General features: G+C 72.4%; 14 protein-coding genes, 1 pseudogene and 1 riboswitch. Of the genes and pseudogenes, 12 read left to right on the forward strand and 3 right to left on the reverse strand.

Annotation, left to right across the window (positions count from 1 at the left end; all coding sequences use genetic code 11):
- Positions 1-75: 75 nt before the first annotated feature.
- The 3 genes from dprA (at position 76) to OG338_RS22800 (ending at position 2959) form a co-directional block, all read left to right on the forward strand.
- Positions 76-1251: a DNA-processing protein DprA gene (dprA, locus tag OG338_RS22790; RefSeq protein ID WP_405939082.1), complete on the forward strand. Its 1176-nt coding sequence runs from the start codon at positions 76-78 to the stop codon at positions 1249-1251.
- Positions 1252-1446: 195 nt separating this feature from the next.
- Complete coding sequence (gene whiG / locus OG338_RS22795; protein WP_365685622.1) at positions 1447-2283, forward strand: RNA polymerase sigma factor WhiG; 837 nt, start codon at positions 1447-1449, stop codon at positions 2281-2283.
- 103 nt (positions 2284-2386) lie between these two features.
- Positions 2387-2959 (forward strand): TetR/AcrR family transcriptional regulator, encoded by a 573-nt coding sequence (locus OG338_RS22800; RefSeq protein WP_405940503.1) that lies wholly within the window; start codon positions 2387-2389, stop codon positions 2957-2959.
- Between the two features lie 147 nt (positions 2960-3106).
- Here OG338_RS22800 and OG338_RS22805 read toward each other — a convergent pair.
- Positions 3107-3556: pseudogene (locus tag OG338_RS22805) on the reverse strand (murein hydrolase activator EnvC family protein); the annotation flags it as partial.
- Between the two features lie 381 nt (positions 3557-3937).
- Between OG338_RS22805 and rpsB the strand changes: the two are divergent.
- The 9 genes from rpsB to OG338_RS22850 all read left to right on the forward strand — a co-directional run bounded on the left by rpsB (position 3938) and on the right by OG338_RS22850 (position 13803).
- Positions 3938-4846 (forward strand): 30S ribosomal protein S2, encoded by a 909-nt coding sequence (rpsB, locus tag OG338_RS22810; RefSeq protein ID WP_405939083.1) that lies wholly within the window; start codon positions 3938-3940, stop codon positions 4844-4846.
- Between the two features lie 97 nt (positions 4847-4943).
- Positions 4944-5780, forward strand: a complete 837-nt coding sequence (gene tsf / locus OG338_RS22815; protein ID WP_405939084.1) for a translation elongation factor Ts — start codon at positions 4944-4946, stop codon at positions 5778-5780.
- Between the two features lie 154 nt (positions 5781-5934).
- Positions 5935-6711, forward strand: coding sequence for a UMP kinase (gene pyrH / locus OG338_RS22820; RefSeq protein WP_018102372.1), 777 nt, complete (start codon positions 5935-5937; stop codon positions 6709-6711).
- Between the two features lie 157 nt (positions 6712-6868).
- Complete coding sequence (gene frr / locus OG338_RS22825) at positions 6869-7426, forward strand: ribosome recycling factor (protein WP_405939085.1); 558 nt, start codon at positions 6869-6871, stop codon at positions 7424-7426.
- Positions 7426-8520, forward strand: a complete 1095-nt coding sequence (locus OG338_RS22830) for a phosphatidate cytidylyltransferase (protein WP_405939086.1) — start codon at positions 7426-7428, stop codon at positions 8518-8520. Before frr ends, OG338_RS22830 begins: the two co-directional genes overlap by 1 nt.
- 89 nt (positions 8521-8609) lie before the next feature.
- Positions 8610-9716, forward strand: coding sequence for a 23S rRNA (adenine(2503)-C(2))-methyltransferase RlmN (gene rlmN / locus OG338_RS22835; RefSeq protein WP_164401695.1), 1107 nt, complete (start codon positions 8610-8612; stop codon positions 9714-9716).
- A 62-nt stretch (positions 9717-9778) separates the two neighbouring features.
- Positions 9779-9895, forward strand: a riboswitch (TPP riboswitch).
- Between the two features lie 84 nt (positions 9896-9979).
- Positions 9980-11083 carry a thiamine ABC transporter substrate binding subunit gene (locus OG338_RS22840; protein ID WP_405939087.1) on the forward strand — a complete coding sequence of 368 codons (1104 nt, stop codon included), beginning with the start codon at positions 9980-9982 and terminating at the stop codon, positions 11081-11083.
- Between the two features lie 86 nt (positions 11084-11169).
- Complete coding sequence (locus tag OG338_RS22845) at positions 11170-12774, forward strand: ABC transporter permease (RefSeq protein WP_405940504.1); 1605 nt, start codon at positions 11170-11172, stop codon at positions 12772-12774.
- A gap of 3 nt (positions 12775-12777) precedes the next feature.
- Positions 12778-13803 carry an ABC transporter ATP-binding protein gene (locus OG338_RS22850; protein WP_405939088.1) on the forward strand — a complete coding sequence of 342 codons (1026 nt, stop codon included), beginning with the start codon at positions 12778-12780 and terminating at the stop codon, positions 13801-13803.
- A 63-nt stretch (positions 13804-13866) separates the two neighbouring features.
- Here the strand turns inward: OG338_RS22850 and OG338_RS22855 are convergent, their stop codons facing one another.
- Positions 13867-14694: a hypothetical protein gene (locus OG338_RS22855; protein WP_405939089.1), complete on the reverse strand. Its 828-nt coding sequence runs from the start codon at positions 14692-14694 to the stop codon at positions 13867-13869.
- Entirely contained in the window at positions 14691-15425 is a 735-nt protein-coding gene (locus OG338_RS22860) for a MerR family transcriptional regulator (protein ID WP_405939090.1), read from the reverse strand. The genes OG338_RS22855 and OG338_RS22860 overlap by 4 nt, the downstream gene beginning before the upstream one ends.
- Between the last annotated feature and the right edge of the window lie 10 nt (positions 15426-15435).

Raw genomic sequence — 15435 nt, forward strand, 5'->3', positions numbered from 1 at the left:
GGCAGGAGTGCGGATCGTGCGGGTCCGGCGGTCGGCAGAGGTGCTGACCGTGCGGGCCCGGCGGTGGCCGGAAGTGTGGGTGGCCCGGGGGCGGTCGCCGGTGCGGCCGAGCGGCTGGCGCGGGCGGCGTTGACCCGGGTGCTGGAGCCCGGCGACGAGCGGGGCGGGCGGTGGCTGCGGGAGTGCGGCGCGGTCGGGCTGTGGCGGCGCATCACGGACCCGGCCGGGGAGGCGGAGCGGCTGCGCGGCATGACCGTGCGGCGGCTCGCGGGCTACCGGCTGCGGGCCGCCCGGGCCGACCCCGAGCGGGATCTGGCCGCCGTCGCCGCGGTCGGCGGACGCTTCGTCTGCCCGGGCGACCGCGAGTGGCCGACGCAGCTGGACGACCTGGGCGACGCACGGCCGACCGGGCTGTGGGTGCGGGGCGGGCCCGATCTGCGGCTCTGGGCGCTGCGCTCGGTCGCCGTGGTCGGCGCCCGCGCCTGCACCCCGTACGGGGCCCACATGGCGACGACGCTGGGCGCGGGGCTCGCGGAGCGCGGCTGGGTGGTGGTCTCGGGCGCCGCGTCCGGGGTGGACGGCGCGGCGCACCGGGGTGCGCTGGCGGCGGGCGGGGCCACGATGGCGGTGCTGGCCTGCGGGGTGGACGTGGTCTATCCGCCGGGCCACGCCGAGCTGATCGGGCGGGTGGCCGGACAGGGGCTCGTCATCGGGGAGCTGCCGCCGTCCGAGCACCCGACGCGCAGCCGGTTCGTCCTGCGGAACAGGGTGATCGCCGCGTTGACGCGGGGGACGGTGGTCGTGGAGGCGGAGTACCGCAGCGGTTCGCTGGTGACGGCGCGGGTCGCCCAGCGGCTGGGGCGCTTCACCATGGGGGTGCCGGGGCCGGCGACCAGCGGTCTGTCGGCCGGTGTCCACGAACTCCTGCGCGGGGAGGGCGTGCTGGTGACGGACGCCGCCGAAGTGGCCGAGCTGGTGGGCGACATCGGGGACCTGGCCCCGTCCAGGAGCGGTCCGGTGCTGGCCCGGGACCTGCTGGACGCCGTCGCCGGGCGGGTGCTGGACGCGCTGCCGGCGCGCGCCGCCGTCGATGCCCGGGAGGTGGCGCGGGGCGCGGGGACCAGCGCCGACGAAGCCCTCGGCAAGCTGTACGAACTGCTCTCACTGGGATACGTCGAACGCGTGGGTGGGGGATGGAGGTTGACGCGGAGGCCGACTTGCCGGGACGACGCGCGGCGAGGCGGTTCTTGACCTGGGGCATTCGGGTGAAAAGGTGATGCCGATGACCTCGGCGGACGCTTCGGCGGTGACTCCGGGGCCGGTGGGCGCCCGGTCTCCATCCTCTATCCTGCGCGCACCGCGACAAGCCAGTCACGCTACGCTCACAAGGATTCCGCCCCAGAGACAAGTCCCAGTACTTCACGGCAGAACGGCTCAAGGCACCACATGCCCCCTCACACCTCCGGGTCTGACCGCGCGGCAGTACCACCGGCTGCGCGTGGCACTGTGCGCCCTCCCGCCCCGTCCTCGCTCGACGAGTTGTGGCGCTCGTACAAGACGACCGGCGACGAACGGCTGCGGGAGCAGCTGATCCTGCACTACTCGCCCCTGGTCAAGTACGTCGCCGGGCGGGTGAGCGTGGGCCTGCCGTCCAACGTCGAGCAGGCGGACTTCGTCTCGTCCGGGGTGTTCGGGCTGATCGACGCGATCGAGAAGTTCGACGTCGAACGGGCCATCAAGTTCGAGACGTACGCGATCACCCGCATCCGGGGCGCGATGATCGACGAACTCCGGGCGCTGGACTGGATCCCGCGCTCCGTGCGGCAGAAGGCACGCGCCGTCGAACGCGCCTACGCGACCCTGGAGGCGCAGCTCCGCCGCACCCCCTCCGAGGCGGAGGTGGCGGCGGAGATGGGCGTCACGCTGGACGAACTGCACGCCGTCTTCAGCCAGTTGTCCCTGGCCAACGTGGTCGCGCTGGAAGAGCTGCTGCATGTGGGCGGCGAGGGCGGCGACCGGCTGAGCCTGATGGACACCCTGGAGGACACCGCCGCCGACGATCCGGTCGAGGTGGCGGAGGACCGGGAGCTGAGACGGCTGCTCGCCCGGGCGATCAACACCCTCCCGGACCGCGAGAAGACGGTCGTCACGCTCTACTACTACGAGGGCCTGACCCTCGCCGAGATCGGCAACGTCCTCGGGGTCACCGAGAGCCGGGTCAGCCAGATCCACACCAAATCGGTGCTCCAGCTCCGCGCGAAGCTGGCGGACGCCGGGCGCTGAGCCGGTGCGCCGGGCACCCGGACCGGTCACCTCGGCCCGTGCGCATACCTCCCGGCCGCGGTCGCCGTAGAGTGGAGTCGTGCCCAGGATTCGAGCGGCCTCCGTGGCCGAGCACCGGACCATGCAGCGCGGCGCCCTCCTGGACGCAGCGCGCTCCCTGCTGTCCGAAGGGGGTACGGAAGCGCTGACCTTCCCCGCCCTCGCCGAACGCACGGGCCTCGCCCGGTCCTCCGTCTACGAGTACTTCCGCTCCCGCGCCGCCGTCGTGGAGGAGCTCTGCGCCGTCGACTTCCCCGTCTGGGCGGCCGAGGTGGAGAGCGCGATGGAGCGGGCGGGGACGCCCGAGGAGAAGATCGAGGCGTACGTCCGGCGCCAGCTCGACCTGGTCGGGGACCGGCGCCACCGGGCCGTGGTCGCGATCTCCGCCAGCGAACTGGACGCGGGCGCCCGCGAGAAGATCCGGGCCGCGCACGGCGGGCTCATCGCCATGATCGTGGAGGCGCTCGGCAACCTCGGCCACACGGAGCCCCGCCTCGCGGCCATGCTGCTCCAGGGCTCCGTGGACGCCGCCGTCCGGCGCATCGAGCTGACCGTCGCGGAGGAGCCCGGGATCATCGCCGACACCGCCGTGGCCATGATCCTCGACGGTGTCCGGGGCCCCGGCCCCCGAGGCTGACCCGGCCGCGCCCGGGCCGGGCCGGGCCGCACCGCGCCCGCCCCCACCGCGCCGGCCGCACCGTCCCCACCACGGCACCCCGAGCACCACCAGCAGGCCCGGCCCGGCGGCCCCCTGCACGGCCGGCGCCCCCGCCCCCGGCAGCTCCGGCAGAGGCACCCCGTACACCGGCAGCAGGCGCGAAGGGCCGTGCCGCAGCAGTGACGGCGGCAGCAGCGACAGCGGGTCCAGATACGCGGCGCCCCGGCGCAGCCCCCAGTGCAGGCAGCCCGCCGCGCAGTGGGACGGCCCCGCCGCCAGCACGGCCACCGCCTGGCCCGCCGTGACCTCGTCGCCCTCCGCGACCAGCGGGCGCACCGGCTCGTACGTCGTCCGCAGCGGCGGGTCGCCCGTCCCCGCGAGCTCGACGGAGACCACCCCGCGCCCGGCGACCGGCCCCGCGAACGAGACCCGGCCCGCGGCGGCCGCCAGTACCTCGGTGCCCGGGGCGGCGGCCAGGTCCACGCCCCGGTGGCCCGGCCCGTAAGGACCGGCGGGCGGCTCCCATCCCCGTACGACCGAAGGACGCCCCGCCAGCGGCCAGACCCGCGCCCCGCCGCCCGCCGCCACGGCCGCGCCCGGCCATCCGCCCCACGCCGTCAGCACGGCGAGCAGGACGGCCCAGGGCAGCCACCACCGCGCCCGTTCGCTTGTGATTCGCATGGCGCCACCGTCCCCCGGACCCCGCCCGCGTGGGGATCATGAGCCGGATCTGTGGACTACCGGCCGGTTGTGGACAGCGCCGTCACCCGGGACCCGGACGGTCCCGTACACTTCTTCAGGCGACCCGGGTCACCGGGTCGACTTCGCACGCCCCGCCACCACCCGTTCAGCGGAGGTGGCCGCGCCCCTCGGTCCCTTGCGGCACGGCGCGCCGGGGCGTCAGGCGCGACAGCAATCCTGCTGCCGCGGCAACCGAGAAAATCAAGGAGTACGGCCATGGCCGTCGTCACGATGCGGGAGCTGCTGGAGAGCGGCGTCCACTTCGGTCACCAGACCCGTCGCTGGAACCCGAAGATGAAGCGCTTCATCTTCACCGAGCGCAACGGCATCTACATCATCGACCTGCTCCAGTCGCTGTCGTACATCGACCGCGCCTACGAGTTCGTCAAGGAGACCGTCGCGCACGGCGGCTCCATCATGTTCGTGGGTACGAAGAAGCAGGCCCAGGAGGCCATCGCCGAGCAGGCGACGCGCGTCGGCATGCCGTACGTCAACCAGCGCTGGCTCGGTGGCATGCTCACCAACTTCTCCACCGTCTACAAGCGCCTCCAGCGCCTGAAGGAGCTGGAGCTCATCGACTTCGAGGACGTGGCCGCCTCCGGCCTCACCAAGAAGGAGCTCCTGGTCCTCTCCCGTGAGAAGGCCAAGCTGGAGAAGACCCTCGGTGGTATCCGCGAGATGCAGAAGGTGCCGAGCGCCGTCTGGGTCGTCGACACCAAGAAGGAGCACATCGCCGTCGGTGAGGCGCGCAAGCTCCACATCCCGGTCGTCGCGATCCTCGACACCAACTGCGACCCCGACGAGGTCGACTACAAGATTCCGGGCAACGACGACGCGATCCGCTCCGTCACCCTGCTCACCCGCGTGATCGCCGACGCCGTCGCCGAGGGCCTCATCGCCCGCTCCGGCGCCGCCACCGGCGACTCGAAGCCGGGCGAGAAGGCCGCCGGCGAGCCCCTCGCCGAGTGGGAGCGTGACCTGCTCGAAGGCGACAAGAAGGCCGACGCCGAGGTCCAGTCCTCCGTCGAGACCGAGAAGGACGCCGCCGCCGACGCGAAGCCGGAGGCCATCGCCGCCGACGCCGAGCAGGCCGAGGCCCCGGCCGCGGACGCCGAGCAGGCCTGACACCCGTCACGGCTGAAGACGGCGGGGGCCGGTGCACTGGCACCGCCCCCGCCGTCCACCCGTAGATCTTTCAGACTTCGAGAGAGAACACAGACTCATGGCGAACTACACCGCCGCTGACGTCAAGAAGCTCCGCGAGCTCACCGGCGCCGGCATGATGGACTGCAAGAAGGCGCTCGACGAGGCCGACGGCAACGTCGACGCCGCCGTCGAGGCGCTGCGTATCAAGGGCCAGAAGGGCGTCGCCAAGCGCGAGGGCCGTTCCGCCGAGAACGGCGCGGTCGTCTCCCTCGTCTCCGAGGACAAGACCTCCGGCGTTCTGGTCGAGCTCAAGTGCGAGACCGACTTCGTCGCCAAGGGCGACAAGTTCCAGGCCGTCGCCAACGCCCTCGCCGCGCACGTCGCCGCGACCGCCCCGGCCGACATCGAGGCGCTGCTCGCCTCCGAGATCGAGCCCGGCAAGACCGTCCAGGCGTACGTGGACGAGGCCAACGCCAACCTCGGCGAGAAGATCGTCCTGGACCGCTTCGCGCAGTTCCAGGGTGCCTTCGTCTCGGTCTACATGCACCGCACCATGCCCGACCTGCCCCCGCAGATCGGTGTGATGGTCGAGCTGGACAAGGCCGACGCCGACCTGGCCAAGGGCCTCGCCCAGCACATCGCCGCCTTCGCGCCGAAGTACCTCGCCCGCGAGGACGTCCCGGCCGAGGTCGTCGAGGCCGAGCGCCGCGTCGCCGAGGAGACCACCCGCGCCGAGGGCAAGCCCGAGGCCGCCCTCCCGAAGATCGTCGAGGGTCGCGTCAACGGCTTCTTCAAGGAGGCCACCCTCCTCGGCCAGCCGTACGCGCTGGACAACAAGAAGTCGGTCCAGAAGGTTCTGGACGAGGCCGGTGTCACCCTGAAGCGCTTCACGCGTATCAAGGTCGGCATCTGAGTCCGTCCGCGAAAAACGGCGGACCCGGTAGGGTCTGGTGCAGTCGACGGCCGCACACCGCCGTACGACCGCAGATCTGACGAGGAGGCCATTGCCGCAAGGGACACCAGACCCATCGGCAATGGCCTTCTTCGTATGTGCACGAGGAGAACCCATGAACAAGGGCGCGGACGCCGCCAAAGACGACGACAAGCGCGAGGACGGCAAGGTGCGCGGACGCTTCATGCTGAAGCTGTCCGGAGAGGCGTTCGCCGGTGGCGGGGGCCTCGGTGTCGACCCCGACGTCGTGCACGCCATCGCCCGCGAGATCGCGGCCGTCGTCCGGGACGGCGCGGAGATCGCGGTCGTCATCGGCGGCGGCAACTTCTTCCGCGGCGCCGAGCTCCAGCAGCGGGGCATGGACCGGGCGCGCTCCGACTACATGGGCATGCTCGGCACCGTGATGAACTGCCTCGCCCTCCAGGACTTCCTGGAGAAGGAGGGCATCGACTCCCGCGTCCAGACCGCCATCACCATGGGTCAGGTCGCGGAGCCGTACATCCCGCTGCGCGCCGTGCGGCACCTGGAGAAGGGCCGCGTCGTGATCTTCGGCGCGGGCATGGGCATGCCCTACTTCTCCACCGACACCACCGCCGCCCAGCGCGCCCTGGAGATCGACGCCGAGGCGCTGCTCATGGGGAAGAACGGCGTGGACGGGGTCTACGACTCCGACCCGAAGACCAACCCGGCCGCGGTCAAGTTCGACGCGCTGGAGTACAGCGAGGTGCTCGCCCGCGACCTCAAGGTCGCCGACGCCACCGCCATCACGCTCTGCCGTGACAACGAGCTGCCGATCCTCGTCTTCGAGCTCACCGCCGCGGGCAATATCGCCCGCGCGGTCAAGGGTGAGAAGATCGGCACGCTCGTGAGCGACCAGGACACCCGCGCCTGACCACCGGCGCGCCCACCGGGGAGACCCGGTGGGGCAGGGGTGCGGGACCGCCCCGGAAGATGGACAACGGCCTGCCGGTCGGACACCGTGCAGGTGAGGACGCGACGCAGGACCCGCCGGGCCCGCCGGGCCCGGTCAAGACACGCAGGAGCACGTGGTGATCGAAGAAACCCTCCTTGAGGCCGAGGAGAAGATGGAGAAGGCCGTCGTCGTGGCGAAAGAGGACTTCGCCGCGATCCGCACCGGCCGTGCGCACCCGGCGATGTTCAACAAGATCGTCGCCGACTACTACGGCTCGCCGACCCCGATCAACCAGCTGGCCTCGTTCTCGGTGCCCGAGCCCCGTATGGCCGTCGTGACACCGTTCGACAAGACCGCGCTGCGCAACATCGAGCAGGCCATCCGCGACTCGGACCTCGGCGTCAACCCGAGCAACGACGGCAATATCATCCGGGTCAACTTCCCCGAGCTGACCGAGGAGCGCCGCCGCGACTACATCAAGGTCGCGAAGACCAAGGCCGAGGACTCCAAGATCTCGATCCGGGCCGTCCGCCGCAAGGCCAAGGAAACGCTCGACAAGCTCGTCAAGGACAAGGAGTCCGGCGAGGACGAGGTGCGCCGTGCCGAGAAGGAGCTCGACGACACCACCGCGAAGTACGTCGCGCAGGTGGACGAGCTGCTGAAGCACAAGGAAGCCGAGCTGCTCGAAGTCTGATGAACGACTCTTCCTGGGGCGCTCCGCAGGGCGCCGGCCACCGGGGCGCGCCGGAGATGCAGGGCGCTGCGGCGGGTCCTGCCTACGATGTGCACGACGCCCAGCAGACTCGGCCCATGCCCATCGTGCCGGACGTTCCCGACGCAGGTAGAGACGCTGAAGACCGTGATCACCGGGACCAGGGGGCCGGACGCCTGAGCGGCGGCCCCCTGGTCCGCGACGAGAAGCCGCAGGAGCCCATGCCGACCGAGCCGACGCCCCCGCCGCCTCCGCAGAAGAAGCGCGCGGGCCGGGACCTGGGAGCCGCCATAGGGGTCGGCCTGGGGCTCGGCGCCCTGGTCGTCGTCTCGCTCTTCGTCGTCAAGGCCGTCTTCGTCGGCGTCATCGTGCTCGCCGTCGTGGTCGGCCTCTGGGAGCTCACCTCCCGGCTTGAGGAGCGCAAGGGCATCAAGGCGCCCCTCGTGCCGCTCGCCGTCGGCGGCGCCGCCATGGTCGTCGCGGGGTACGCGCGCGGGGCCGAGGGCGCCTGGATCGCCATGGCCCTGACCGCCCTGGCGGTGCTCGTGTGGCGGATGGCGCAGCCGCCCGAGAACTACCTCAGGGACGTCACGGCGGGTATCTTCGCCGCGTTCTACGTGCCCTTCCTGGCCACCTTCGTCGCCATGCTCCTGACCGCCGACGACGGGCCGCAGCGGGTGCTGACCTTCCTGCTGCTGACCGTGGTCAGCGACACGGGGGCGTACGCGGTCGGCTGGCGGTTCGGCAAGCACAAGCTGGCTCCGCGCATCAGCCCCGGCAAGACCCGCGAGGGCCTGTTCGGGGCGGTCACCTTCGCCATGGTGGCCGGCGCGCTGTGCATGCAGTTCCTGATCGACGACGGTTCCTGGTGGCAGGGGCTGCTGCTGGGCCTCGCGGTCGCGGCCAGCGCCACCCTGGGCGACCTGGGCGAGTCCATGATCAAGCGGGACCTCGGGATCAAGGACATGGGCACGCTGCTGCCCGGCCACGGCGGGATCATGGACCGGCTGGACTCGCTGCTGCCGACCGCCCCGGTGGTCTGGCTGCTGCTCGTGCTGTTCGTCGGCTCCGGCTGACCGGCTCCGGCCTGCGGTTTTCCGCGCGAAGGCCCGTCGTCCACAGGGCGGCGGGCCTTCGCCGTTCCGTCTGCGACACTGGAAGAACCATGCCTAAGCCCGGAGAACTCACTTTCGTCGCGCCCCGCGGAGCCAAGAAGCCGCCGCGGCACCTCGCCGACCTCACGCCCGCCGAGCGCAGGGAGGCCGTCGCCGCGATCGGCGAGAAGCCGTTCCGCGCCCAGCAGCTCTCGCAGCACTACTTCGCGCGGTACGCGCACGACCCGGCCGAGTGGACCAACATCCCGGCCGGATCGCGGGACAAGCTCGCCGAGGCGATGTTCCCCGACCTGATGTCCGTCGTCCGGCACATCAGCTGCGACGACGACACCACCCGTAAGACCCTCTGGAAGCTGCACGACGGGACGCTGGTCGAGTCCGTCCTGATGCGCTACCCGGAGCGGGTCACCATGTGCATCTCCTCGCAGGCCGGCTGCGGGATGAACTGCCCGTTCTGCGCGACCGGGCAAGCCGGTCTCGACCGGAACCTGTCGACCGCGGAGATCGTCCACCAGATCGTGGACGGCATGCGCGCCCTGCGTGACGGCGAGGTCCCCGGCGGCCCCGCCCGGCTCTCCAACATCGTGTTCATGGGCATGGGCGAGCCGCTGGCCAACTACAACCGCGTCGTCGGCGCGATCCGCCGGCTGACCGACCCGGAGCCCGACGGTCTCGGCCTCTCGCAGCGCGGGATCACCGTGTCCACCGTCGGCCTGGTGCCCGCGATGCTGCGGTTCGCCGACGAGGGGTTCAAGTGCCGCCTCGCGGTCTCGCTGCACGCCCCGGACGACGAGCTGCGCGACACCCTGGTGCCGGTCAACACCCGGTGGAAGGTGCGCGAGGTGCTGGACGCCGCGTGGGAGTACGCGGAGAAGTCAGGCCGCCGCATCTCCATCGAGTACGCCCTGATCCGCGACATCAACGACCAGGCGTGGCGCGGCGACCTGCTGGGCCGCCTCCTCAAGGGCAAGCGGGTCCACGTCAACCTCATCCCGCTGAACCCGACGCCCGGCTCCAAGTGGACCGCCTCGCGGCCCGAGGACGAGCGGGCGTTCGTGGAGGCCATCGCGAGCCACGGTGTGCCGGTCACCGTCCGCGACACCCGGGGCCAGGAGATCGACGGCGCCTGCGGGCAGCTGGCGGCCTCCGAGCGCTGAGGACGAGCGGCCCCGGGACCCGGCCGAAAACGGCCGTGTAGCCTGGGGCCGAAATCAACTGCATATTCCGACAGGGGAGCGCCACAGCGCTGAGAGTGCGGCACCAAGGACAGGTTGGCCGCAGACCCTCTGAACCTCGCCCGGGTCATTCCGGGTAGGAAGTTCGGACCTTACTCAAGCTGTTGCGCCCTGCCCGCTTCCGGCTCCGGCCGGTGTGCGGGCGGGGCCGCGTCTCTTCCTGGTCACTCCAGGAGGAATCACACATGAGCACCACCCAGAAGGCCGCCGTGGCGGCCGTCGCAGCCGCGCTCGGCGTCACCGCGCTGGCCGGCTGCGGAAGTTCCGACGACTCGGCGTCCGGTTCCGGCTCGGCCAAGGGCTCCGGTTCCAAGACCGTCACCCTGGTCAGCCACGACTCCTTCAACGCCTCCAAGGACGTGCTGAAGGAGTTCACCCGGGAGACCGGCTACACCGTCAAGGTCCTCAAGAGCGGGGACGCGGGTGCCGCGCTGAACCAGGAGATCCTGACCAAGGGCTCCCCGCGCGGCGATGTGTTCTTCGGCGTCGACAACACCCTGCTCTCGCGCGCCCTGGACAACGGCCTGTTCACCCCGTACGAGGCCAAGGGCCTGGACCGGGTCCCGGCCGATGTCCAGCTGGACGCGGACAAGCACCGGGTCACCCCGGTCGACACCGGTGACATCTGCGTCAACTACGACAAGAAGTACTTCGCCGACAAGAAGCTCGCGCCGCCGAAGACCTTCGCCGACCTGGCGAAGCCCGCGTACAAGAACCTGCTCGTCACCGAGAACGCCGCGACCTCCTCGCCCGGCCTCGGCTTCCTCCTCGGCACCATCGGCACCTTCGGCGAGGACGGCTACCAGGACTACTGGAAGAAGCTGAAGGACAACGGCGTCAAGGTCGTGGACGGCTGGGAGCAGGCGTACAACGAGGAGTTCTCCGGCTCGGCCGGCGGCAAGAAGGCCAAGGCCGACCGCCCGCTCGTCGTCAGCTACGCCTCCAGCCCGCCCGTCGAGGTGCTGTACGCGGACCCGCAGCCGAAGACCGCGCCGACCGGGGTCGCCACCGGCACCTGCTTCCGCCAGATCGAGTTCGCCGGTCTGCTGGACGGCGCGAAGAACGAGGCGGGCGGCAAGGCCCTGCTGGACTTCCTGATCGGGAAGAAGTACCAGGAGGACATGCCGCTCACCATGTTCGTCAGCCCGGTCGCGAAGGACGCCAAGGTGCCCGAGCTGTTCACGAAGTTCGGCGCCACCGCGGACAAGCCGGCGACGGTCGCCCCGGACGCCATCGCCGAGAACCGTGAGCAGTGGGTCCAGTCATGGTCCTCGCTCGTAGTGAAGTAGCGAAGACCCCCGTACGCGGACCGGGCGCGCGCGGGAGGTCCGCACGCGCCCGGGCCCGGCGCGGGACCGCGGTGCGGCTCGGCCTGATGGCCGTGCCCGTCGTGTTCTTCGCCGTGTTCTTCGCCTACCCGGTCGCCGCGATCGTCGGCCGGGGGCTCAAGGCGGACGGCGTCTGGCAGTTCGGCAGGTTCGGCGAGGTGCTGGCCCGGCCGGAGATCCGGGACGTCCTGTGGTTCACGCTGTGGCAGGCGCTCGCCTCGACCGCGCTGACGCTGCTGATCGCGCTGCCCGGCGCGTATGTCTTCGCCCGGTTCGACTTCCCCGGCAAGCAGGTGCTGCGGGCCGTGGTCACGGTGCCGTTCGTGCTGCCGACCGTCGTCGTGGGCACCGCCTTCCTCGCGCTGCTCGGGCGCGGCGGGCTGCTGGACGAGCTGTGGGGCGTACGGCTCGACACCACCGTGTGGGCGATCCTGCTGGCGCACGTCTTCTTCAACTACGCGGTCGTCGTCCGGACCGTGGGCGGGCTCTGGGCGCAGCTCGACCCGCGCCAGGAGGAGGCCGCCCGGGTGCTGGGCGCGAGCCGGTTCACCGCCTGGCGGCGCGTCACGCTGCCCGCGCTCGCCCCGGCCGTGGCCGCCGCCGCGCTGATGGTCTTCCTCTTCACCTTCACCTCCTTCGGGGTCGTGCAGATCCTCGGCGGTCCCGGCTTCTCCACACTGGAGGTGGAGATCTACCGGCAGACCGCCCAGCTGCTCGCCCTGCCCACGGCCGCCGTGCTCACGCTCGTGCAGTTCGCCGCCGTCGGCGCGATCCTCGCCGTGCACGCCTGGACCGTACGCCGCAGGGAACGCGCCCTGAAGCTGGTCGACCCGGCGGCGACCGCGCGCAGGCCGCACGGGGCCGGGCAGTGGACCCTGCTCGCCGGGGTCCTGCTGAGCGTGCTGCTGCTCGTCCTGCTGCCGCTCGCGGTGCTGGTGGAACGCTCTCTGGGCGGCTCCGGTTTCGCCTACTACCGCGCGCTGACCTCGGCGGACGCCAACAGCGGTACGTTCCTGGTGGCGCCGGTCGAAGCCATCGGGAACTCGCTGCGCTACGCCCTCGTCGCGACCCTGATCGCCCTTGTCGTCGGCGGGCTCGCCGCCGCCGCGCTCACCCGGCGGGCGGGCCGGCTCGTCCGGGGCTTCGACGCGCTGCTGATGCTGCCGCTCGGGGTCTCCGCGGTCACCGTCGGCTTCGGCTTCCTGATCACCCTGGACGAGCCGCCGCTGGATCTGCGCACCTCCTGGATTCTGGTGCCGCTCGCCCAGGCGCTGGTCGGGGTGCCCTTCGTCGTACGGACCATGCTGCCGGTGCTCCGGGCGGTGGACGCGCGGCTGCGCGAGGCGGCGGCGGTGCTCGGAGCCTCGCCGCTGCGGGCCTGGCGCGAGGTGGACTTCCCGCTCGTACGGCGGGCGCTGCTGGTCGCCGCCGGGTTCGCGTTCGCCGTGTCGCTGGGGGAGTTCGGCGCGACCGTGTTCATCGCGCGGCCCGACAACCCGACGCTGCCGGTGGCCGTGGCGCGGCTGCTCGGCCGCTCCGGGGACCTCAACTACGGGCAGGCCATGGCCCTCAGCACCGTCCTGATGCTCGTGTGCGCGGTGTCGCTGCTGCTGCTCGAACGCATCCGCACCGACCGATCCGGGGAGTTCTGAAACATGCTGACGCTCGAATCGGCCACCGTCCGCTTCGGTGACCGGGCCGCGCTCGACGGGGTCGACCTGGAGGTCGCCGACCATGAGACCGTCTGCGTCCTCGGGCCGAGCGGCAGCGGCAAGTCCACCCTGCTGCGTCTGGTCGCCGGGCTCCAGGAGCCGGACGGCGGCCGGGTTCTGCTCGATGGCACCGACCAGGACGGCATCCCGGTCCACCGGCGCGGCCTCGGCCTGATGTTCCAGGACCACCAGCTCTTCCCGCACCGGGACGTCGGCGCCAACGTCGCCTTCGGCCTGCGGATGCACGGGGCCGGCCGGGGCGAACAGGACCACCGGGTCGCCGAACTCCTCGACCTCGTCGGCCTCCCCGGCGCCGAACGCCGCGCCGTCGCCGCGCTCTCCGGCGGCGAGCAGCAGCGCGTCGCCCTGGCCCGTGCCCTCGCCCCCAGCCCCAGGCTGCTGATGCTCGACGAGCCCCTGGGCCAGCTGGACCGCAGCCTGCGCGAACGGCTCGTCGTGGAGCTGCGCGCCCTCTTCGGCCGCCTCGGCACCACCGTGCTCGCCGTCACCCACGACCAGGGCGAGGCGTTCGCGCTGGCCGACCGGGTCGTCGTGATGCGCGACGGCCGCGTCGCCCAGGCGGGCACCCCGCTGGAGGTGTGGCAGCGCCCCGCCTCCGCCTTCGTGGCCCGCTTCCTGGGCTTCGACAACGTGGTCGAGGCGACCGTCGAGGGGGCGGCGGCGGACACGGCCTGGGGCGAGGTGCCGGTCCCGGTGGGGTCACCACAGGGCGCCTGCGATCTGCTGGTGCGGCCGGCCGGCGTCCGGATCGGCGGCCCGGGGAAGGGACTGCGCTGCGTCGTGGGCGCGCGCACCTTCCGGGGCAGCCATGTCGCCGTGACCCTGCGCCCGGAGCGCGGTCCGGTGCTGGAGGCCGAGTGCTCGCTGCGCGGGACGCCGGAGGAGGGCGAGCGGGTGGGCGTCACCTTCGACGCGTCGGAGTGCGTGGTGCTGCCCGCGCTGTTCTGACCGGGCCGCGCGCCGTCGGCCGTGTCGTCGGACGCGCCGCCGGACACGCCGCCGGACACGCCTTCATACGGGCCGGCGGAGCGCGTCGACCAGGGCGCGGGGGTCGTCGGCGTGGAAGCGGATGGTGTGCGCCCCCTCCGGAGCGCCGAGCGGGCGGGTGAAGGGCAGCGGCCGGTTCAGCTCCAGGGTCACCGAGGTCTGGCTGCCCACGATCAGGTCGAGGACCCCGTCGTCGGAGAGGCTGATCAGGCGGCCGTCCGGGTAGCGCCGGTCGACCCGGGCCGAGACGACCGCGTCGCGCGGCACGACGAGATCGAAGAGTGCCCCGTAACGGATCCGCAGAGAGCCGTCGGGGCGCACGACATGCGGCCGGGTGACGCAGGCCGCGTGCAGGGCCAGCACCAGGACGAGGCCGTACAGGTCGAGCACCAGGAACACCCGGTGCACCACCGGCCACGGGATGAGGAGGGCCAGGCCCACCGTCTCGACGGCCATCACGAAGAGCATCCCGTACATCATCGCGGTCTGCGGCGCGGTGTACGCGACGGCGAGGTCCCCGGGGCGTACACCGTGCGTGCGGCGCCGGACCCATCGCGCCAGGGACGCGACAGCGCGCAGCTCGTGGAGGACCAGGCGGCGGACCGCCACCGGCACCGCCTGCTCCACGGCGGCCCGCCGCGCCGCCCGGGGGTCCGCGCCGCCGGCGCGCGCCGCGGCGTACAGCGAGCGCAGCACCCGGGCCTCCAGGAGCAGCACGGCGAGCACCAGCGCCTCGGCGCCCGCCAGGGCCCACCCGGGCGGCCGGACCCCGGCCACCAGGCAGGCCGCCAGGGCCAGTTCCCCGGACAGCACGGCGGCTGCGGCGACCCGGGCCGTCCGTACGCCGCTCATCCCCGGCCCCGCGCGACGAACGCCTCCATGAGCCGGCTCACGACCTCCGCCTGCGCGGGGGCGTACTCGGCGAGCATCGCCTCCTTGAGCCCGGCCACGACGACCCCGTCCGCGGGAATCGCGGCGAACAGTTCCTCGGGGACGGCCGCCATCAGATCGGCCGCCAGCGGGGCGATCCGAGGATCGTCGGCCGGCGCGTCGGCGAGCGCGTCCAGGCGCTCGTACAGTGCGCTGACCGCGGGGTCGGTGACCAGCGTTCCGAACAGCGCGAACATGTCCTGGGCACCGGTGCCGGGCGCGTCCATCAGCGTGAGGTGGTCGCGGTCCTTGGCCGCGCTTGGCGAATCGGTCTCCGGGGCCTGTGCCAGCAGCGCGGCGAGGGCGGGCGAGACGGGCCCGGTGGCACCGGGCGGCTCGGCGAGCAGGGCTGCGAGGCGGCGCCGGCGCTCCCGGATGGCCGCCTCCTGACGGGCCAGGTCCGCGTCGAGCTCCGCCAGCACCTCGGCCAGGTCCCGCCCGGCGTCGTCGGCGAGGACGTCGCGCACCTCATCGAGCCCGAGACCGAGCTCGGTCAGCCGGCGCACCCGGGCGAGCAGTACGGCATCGCGGATGCTGTACGCCCGGTAGCCGTTGGGGCGCCGCTCCGGTTCCGGGAGCAGCCCGACGTGGTGGTAGTGCCGGACGGCCCGGGTGGTGAGCCCGACGAGCGCGGCGATCTCTCCGATTCGCATGCCGCCAGTA

The sequence above is a fragment of the Streptomyces sp. NBC_00726 genome (assembly GCF_045161735.1).
Taxonomy (GTDB): Bacteria; Actinomycetota; Actinomycetes; order Streptomycetales; family Streptomycetaceae; genus Streptomyces.

Bases quoted from the DNA above. Each gene is read 5' to 3' on its own strand.
- whiG (WP_365685622.1), top strand. From the start codon at position 1,447: ATGCCCCCTCACACCTCCGGGTCTGACCGCGCGGCAGTACCACCGGCT.
- rpsB (WP_405939083.1), top strand. From the start codon at position 3,938: ATGGCCGTCGTCACGATGCGGGAGCTGCTGGAGAGCGGCGTCCACTTC.
- tsf (WP_405939084.1), top strand. From the start codon at position 4,944: ATGGCGAACTACACCGCCGCTGACGTCAAGAAGCTCCGCGAGCTCACC.
- pyrH (WP_018102372.1), top strand. From the start codon at position 5,935: ATGAACAAGGGCGCGGACGCCGCCAAAGACGACGACAAGCGCGAGGAC.
- OG338_RS22830 (WP_405939086.1), top strand. From the start codon at position 7,426: ATGAACGACTCTTCCTGGGGCGCTCCGCAGGGCGCCGGCCACCGGGGC.
- rlmN (WP_164401695.1), top strand. From the start codon at position 8,610: ATGCCTAAGCCCGGAGAACTCACTTTCGTCGCGCCCCGCGGAGCCAAG.
- OG338_RS22840 (WP_405939087.1), top strand. From the start codon at position 9,980: ATGAGCACCACCCAGAAGGCCGCCGTGGCGGCCGTCGCAGCCGCGCTC.
- OG338_RS22845 (WP_405940504.1), top strand. From the start codon at position 11,170: ATGGCCGTGCCCGTCGTGTTCTTCGCCGTGTTCTTCGCCTACCCGGTC.
- OG338_RS22850 (WP_405939088.1), top strand. From the start codon at position 12,778: ATGCTGACGCTCGAATCGGCCACCGTCCGCTTCGGTGACCGGGCCGCG.
- OG338_RS22855 (WP_405939089.1), bottom strand. From the start codon at position 14,694: ATGAGCGGCGTACGGACGGCCCGGGTCGCCGCAGCCGCCGTGCTGTCC.
- OG338_RS22860 (WP_405939090.1), bottom strand. From the start codon at position 15,425: ATGCGAATCGGAGAGATCGCCGCGCTCGTCGGGCTCACCACCCGGGCC.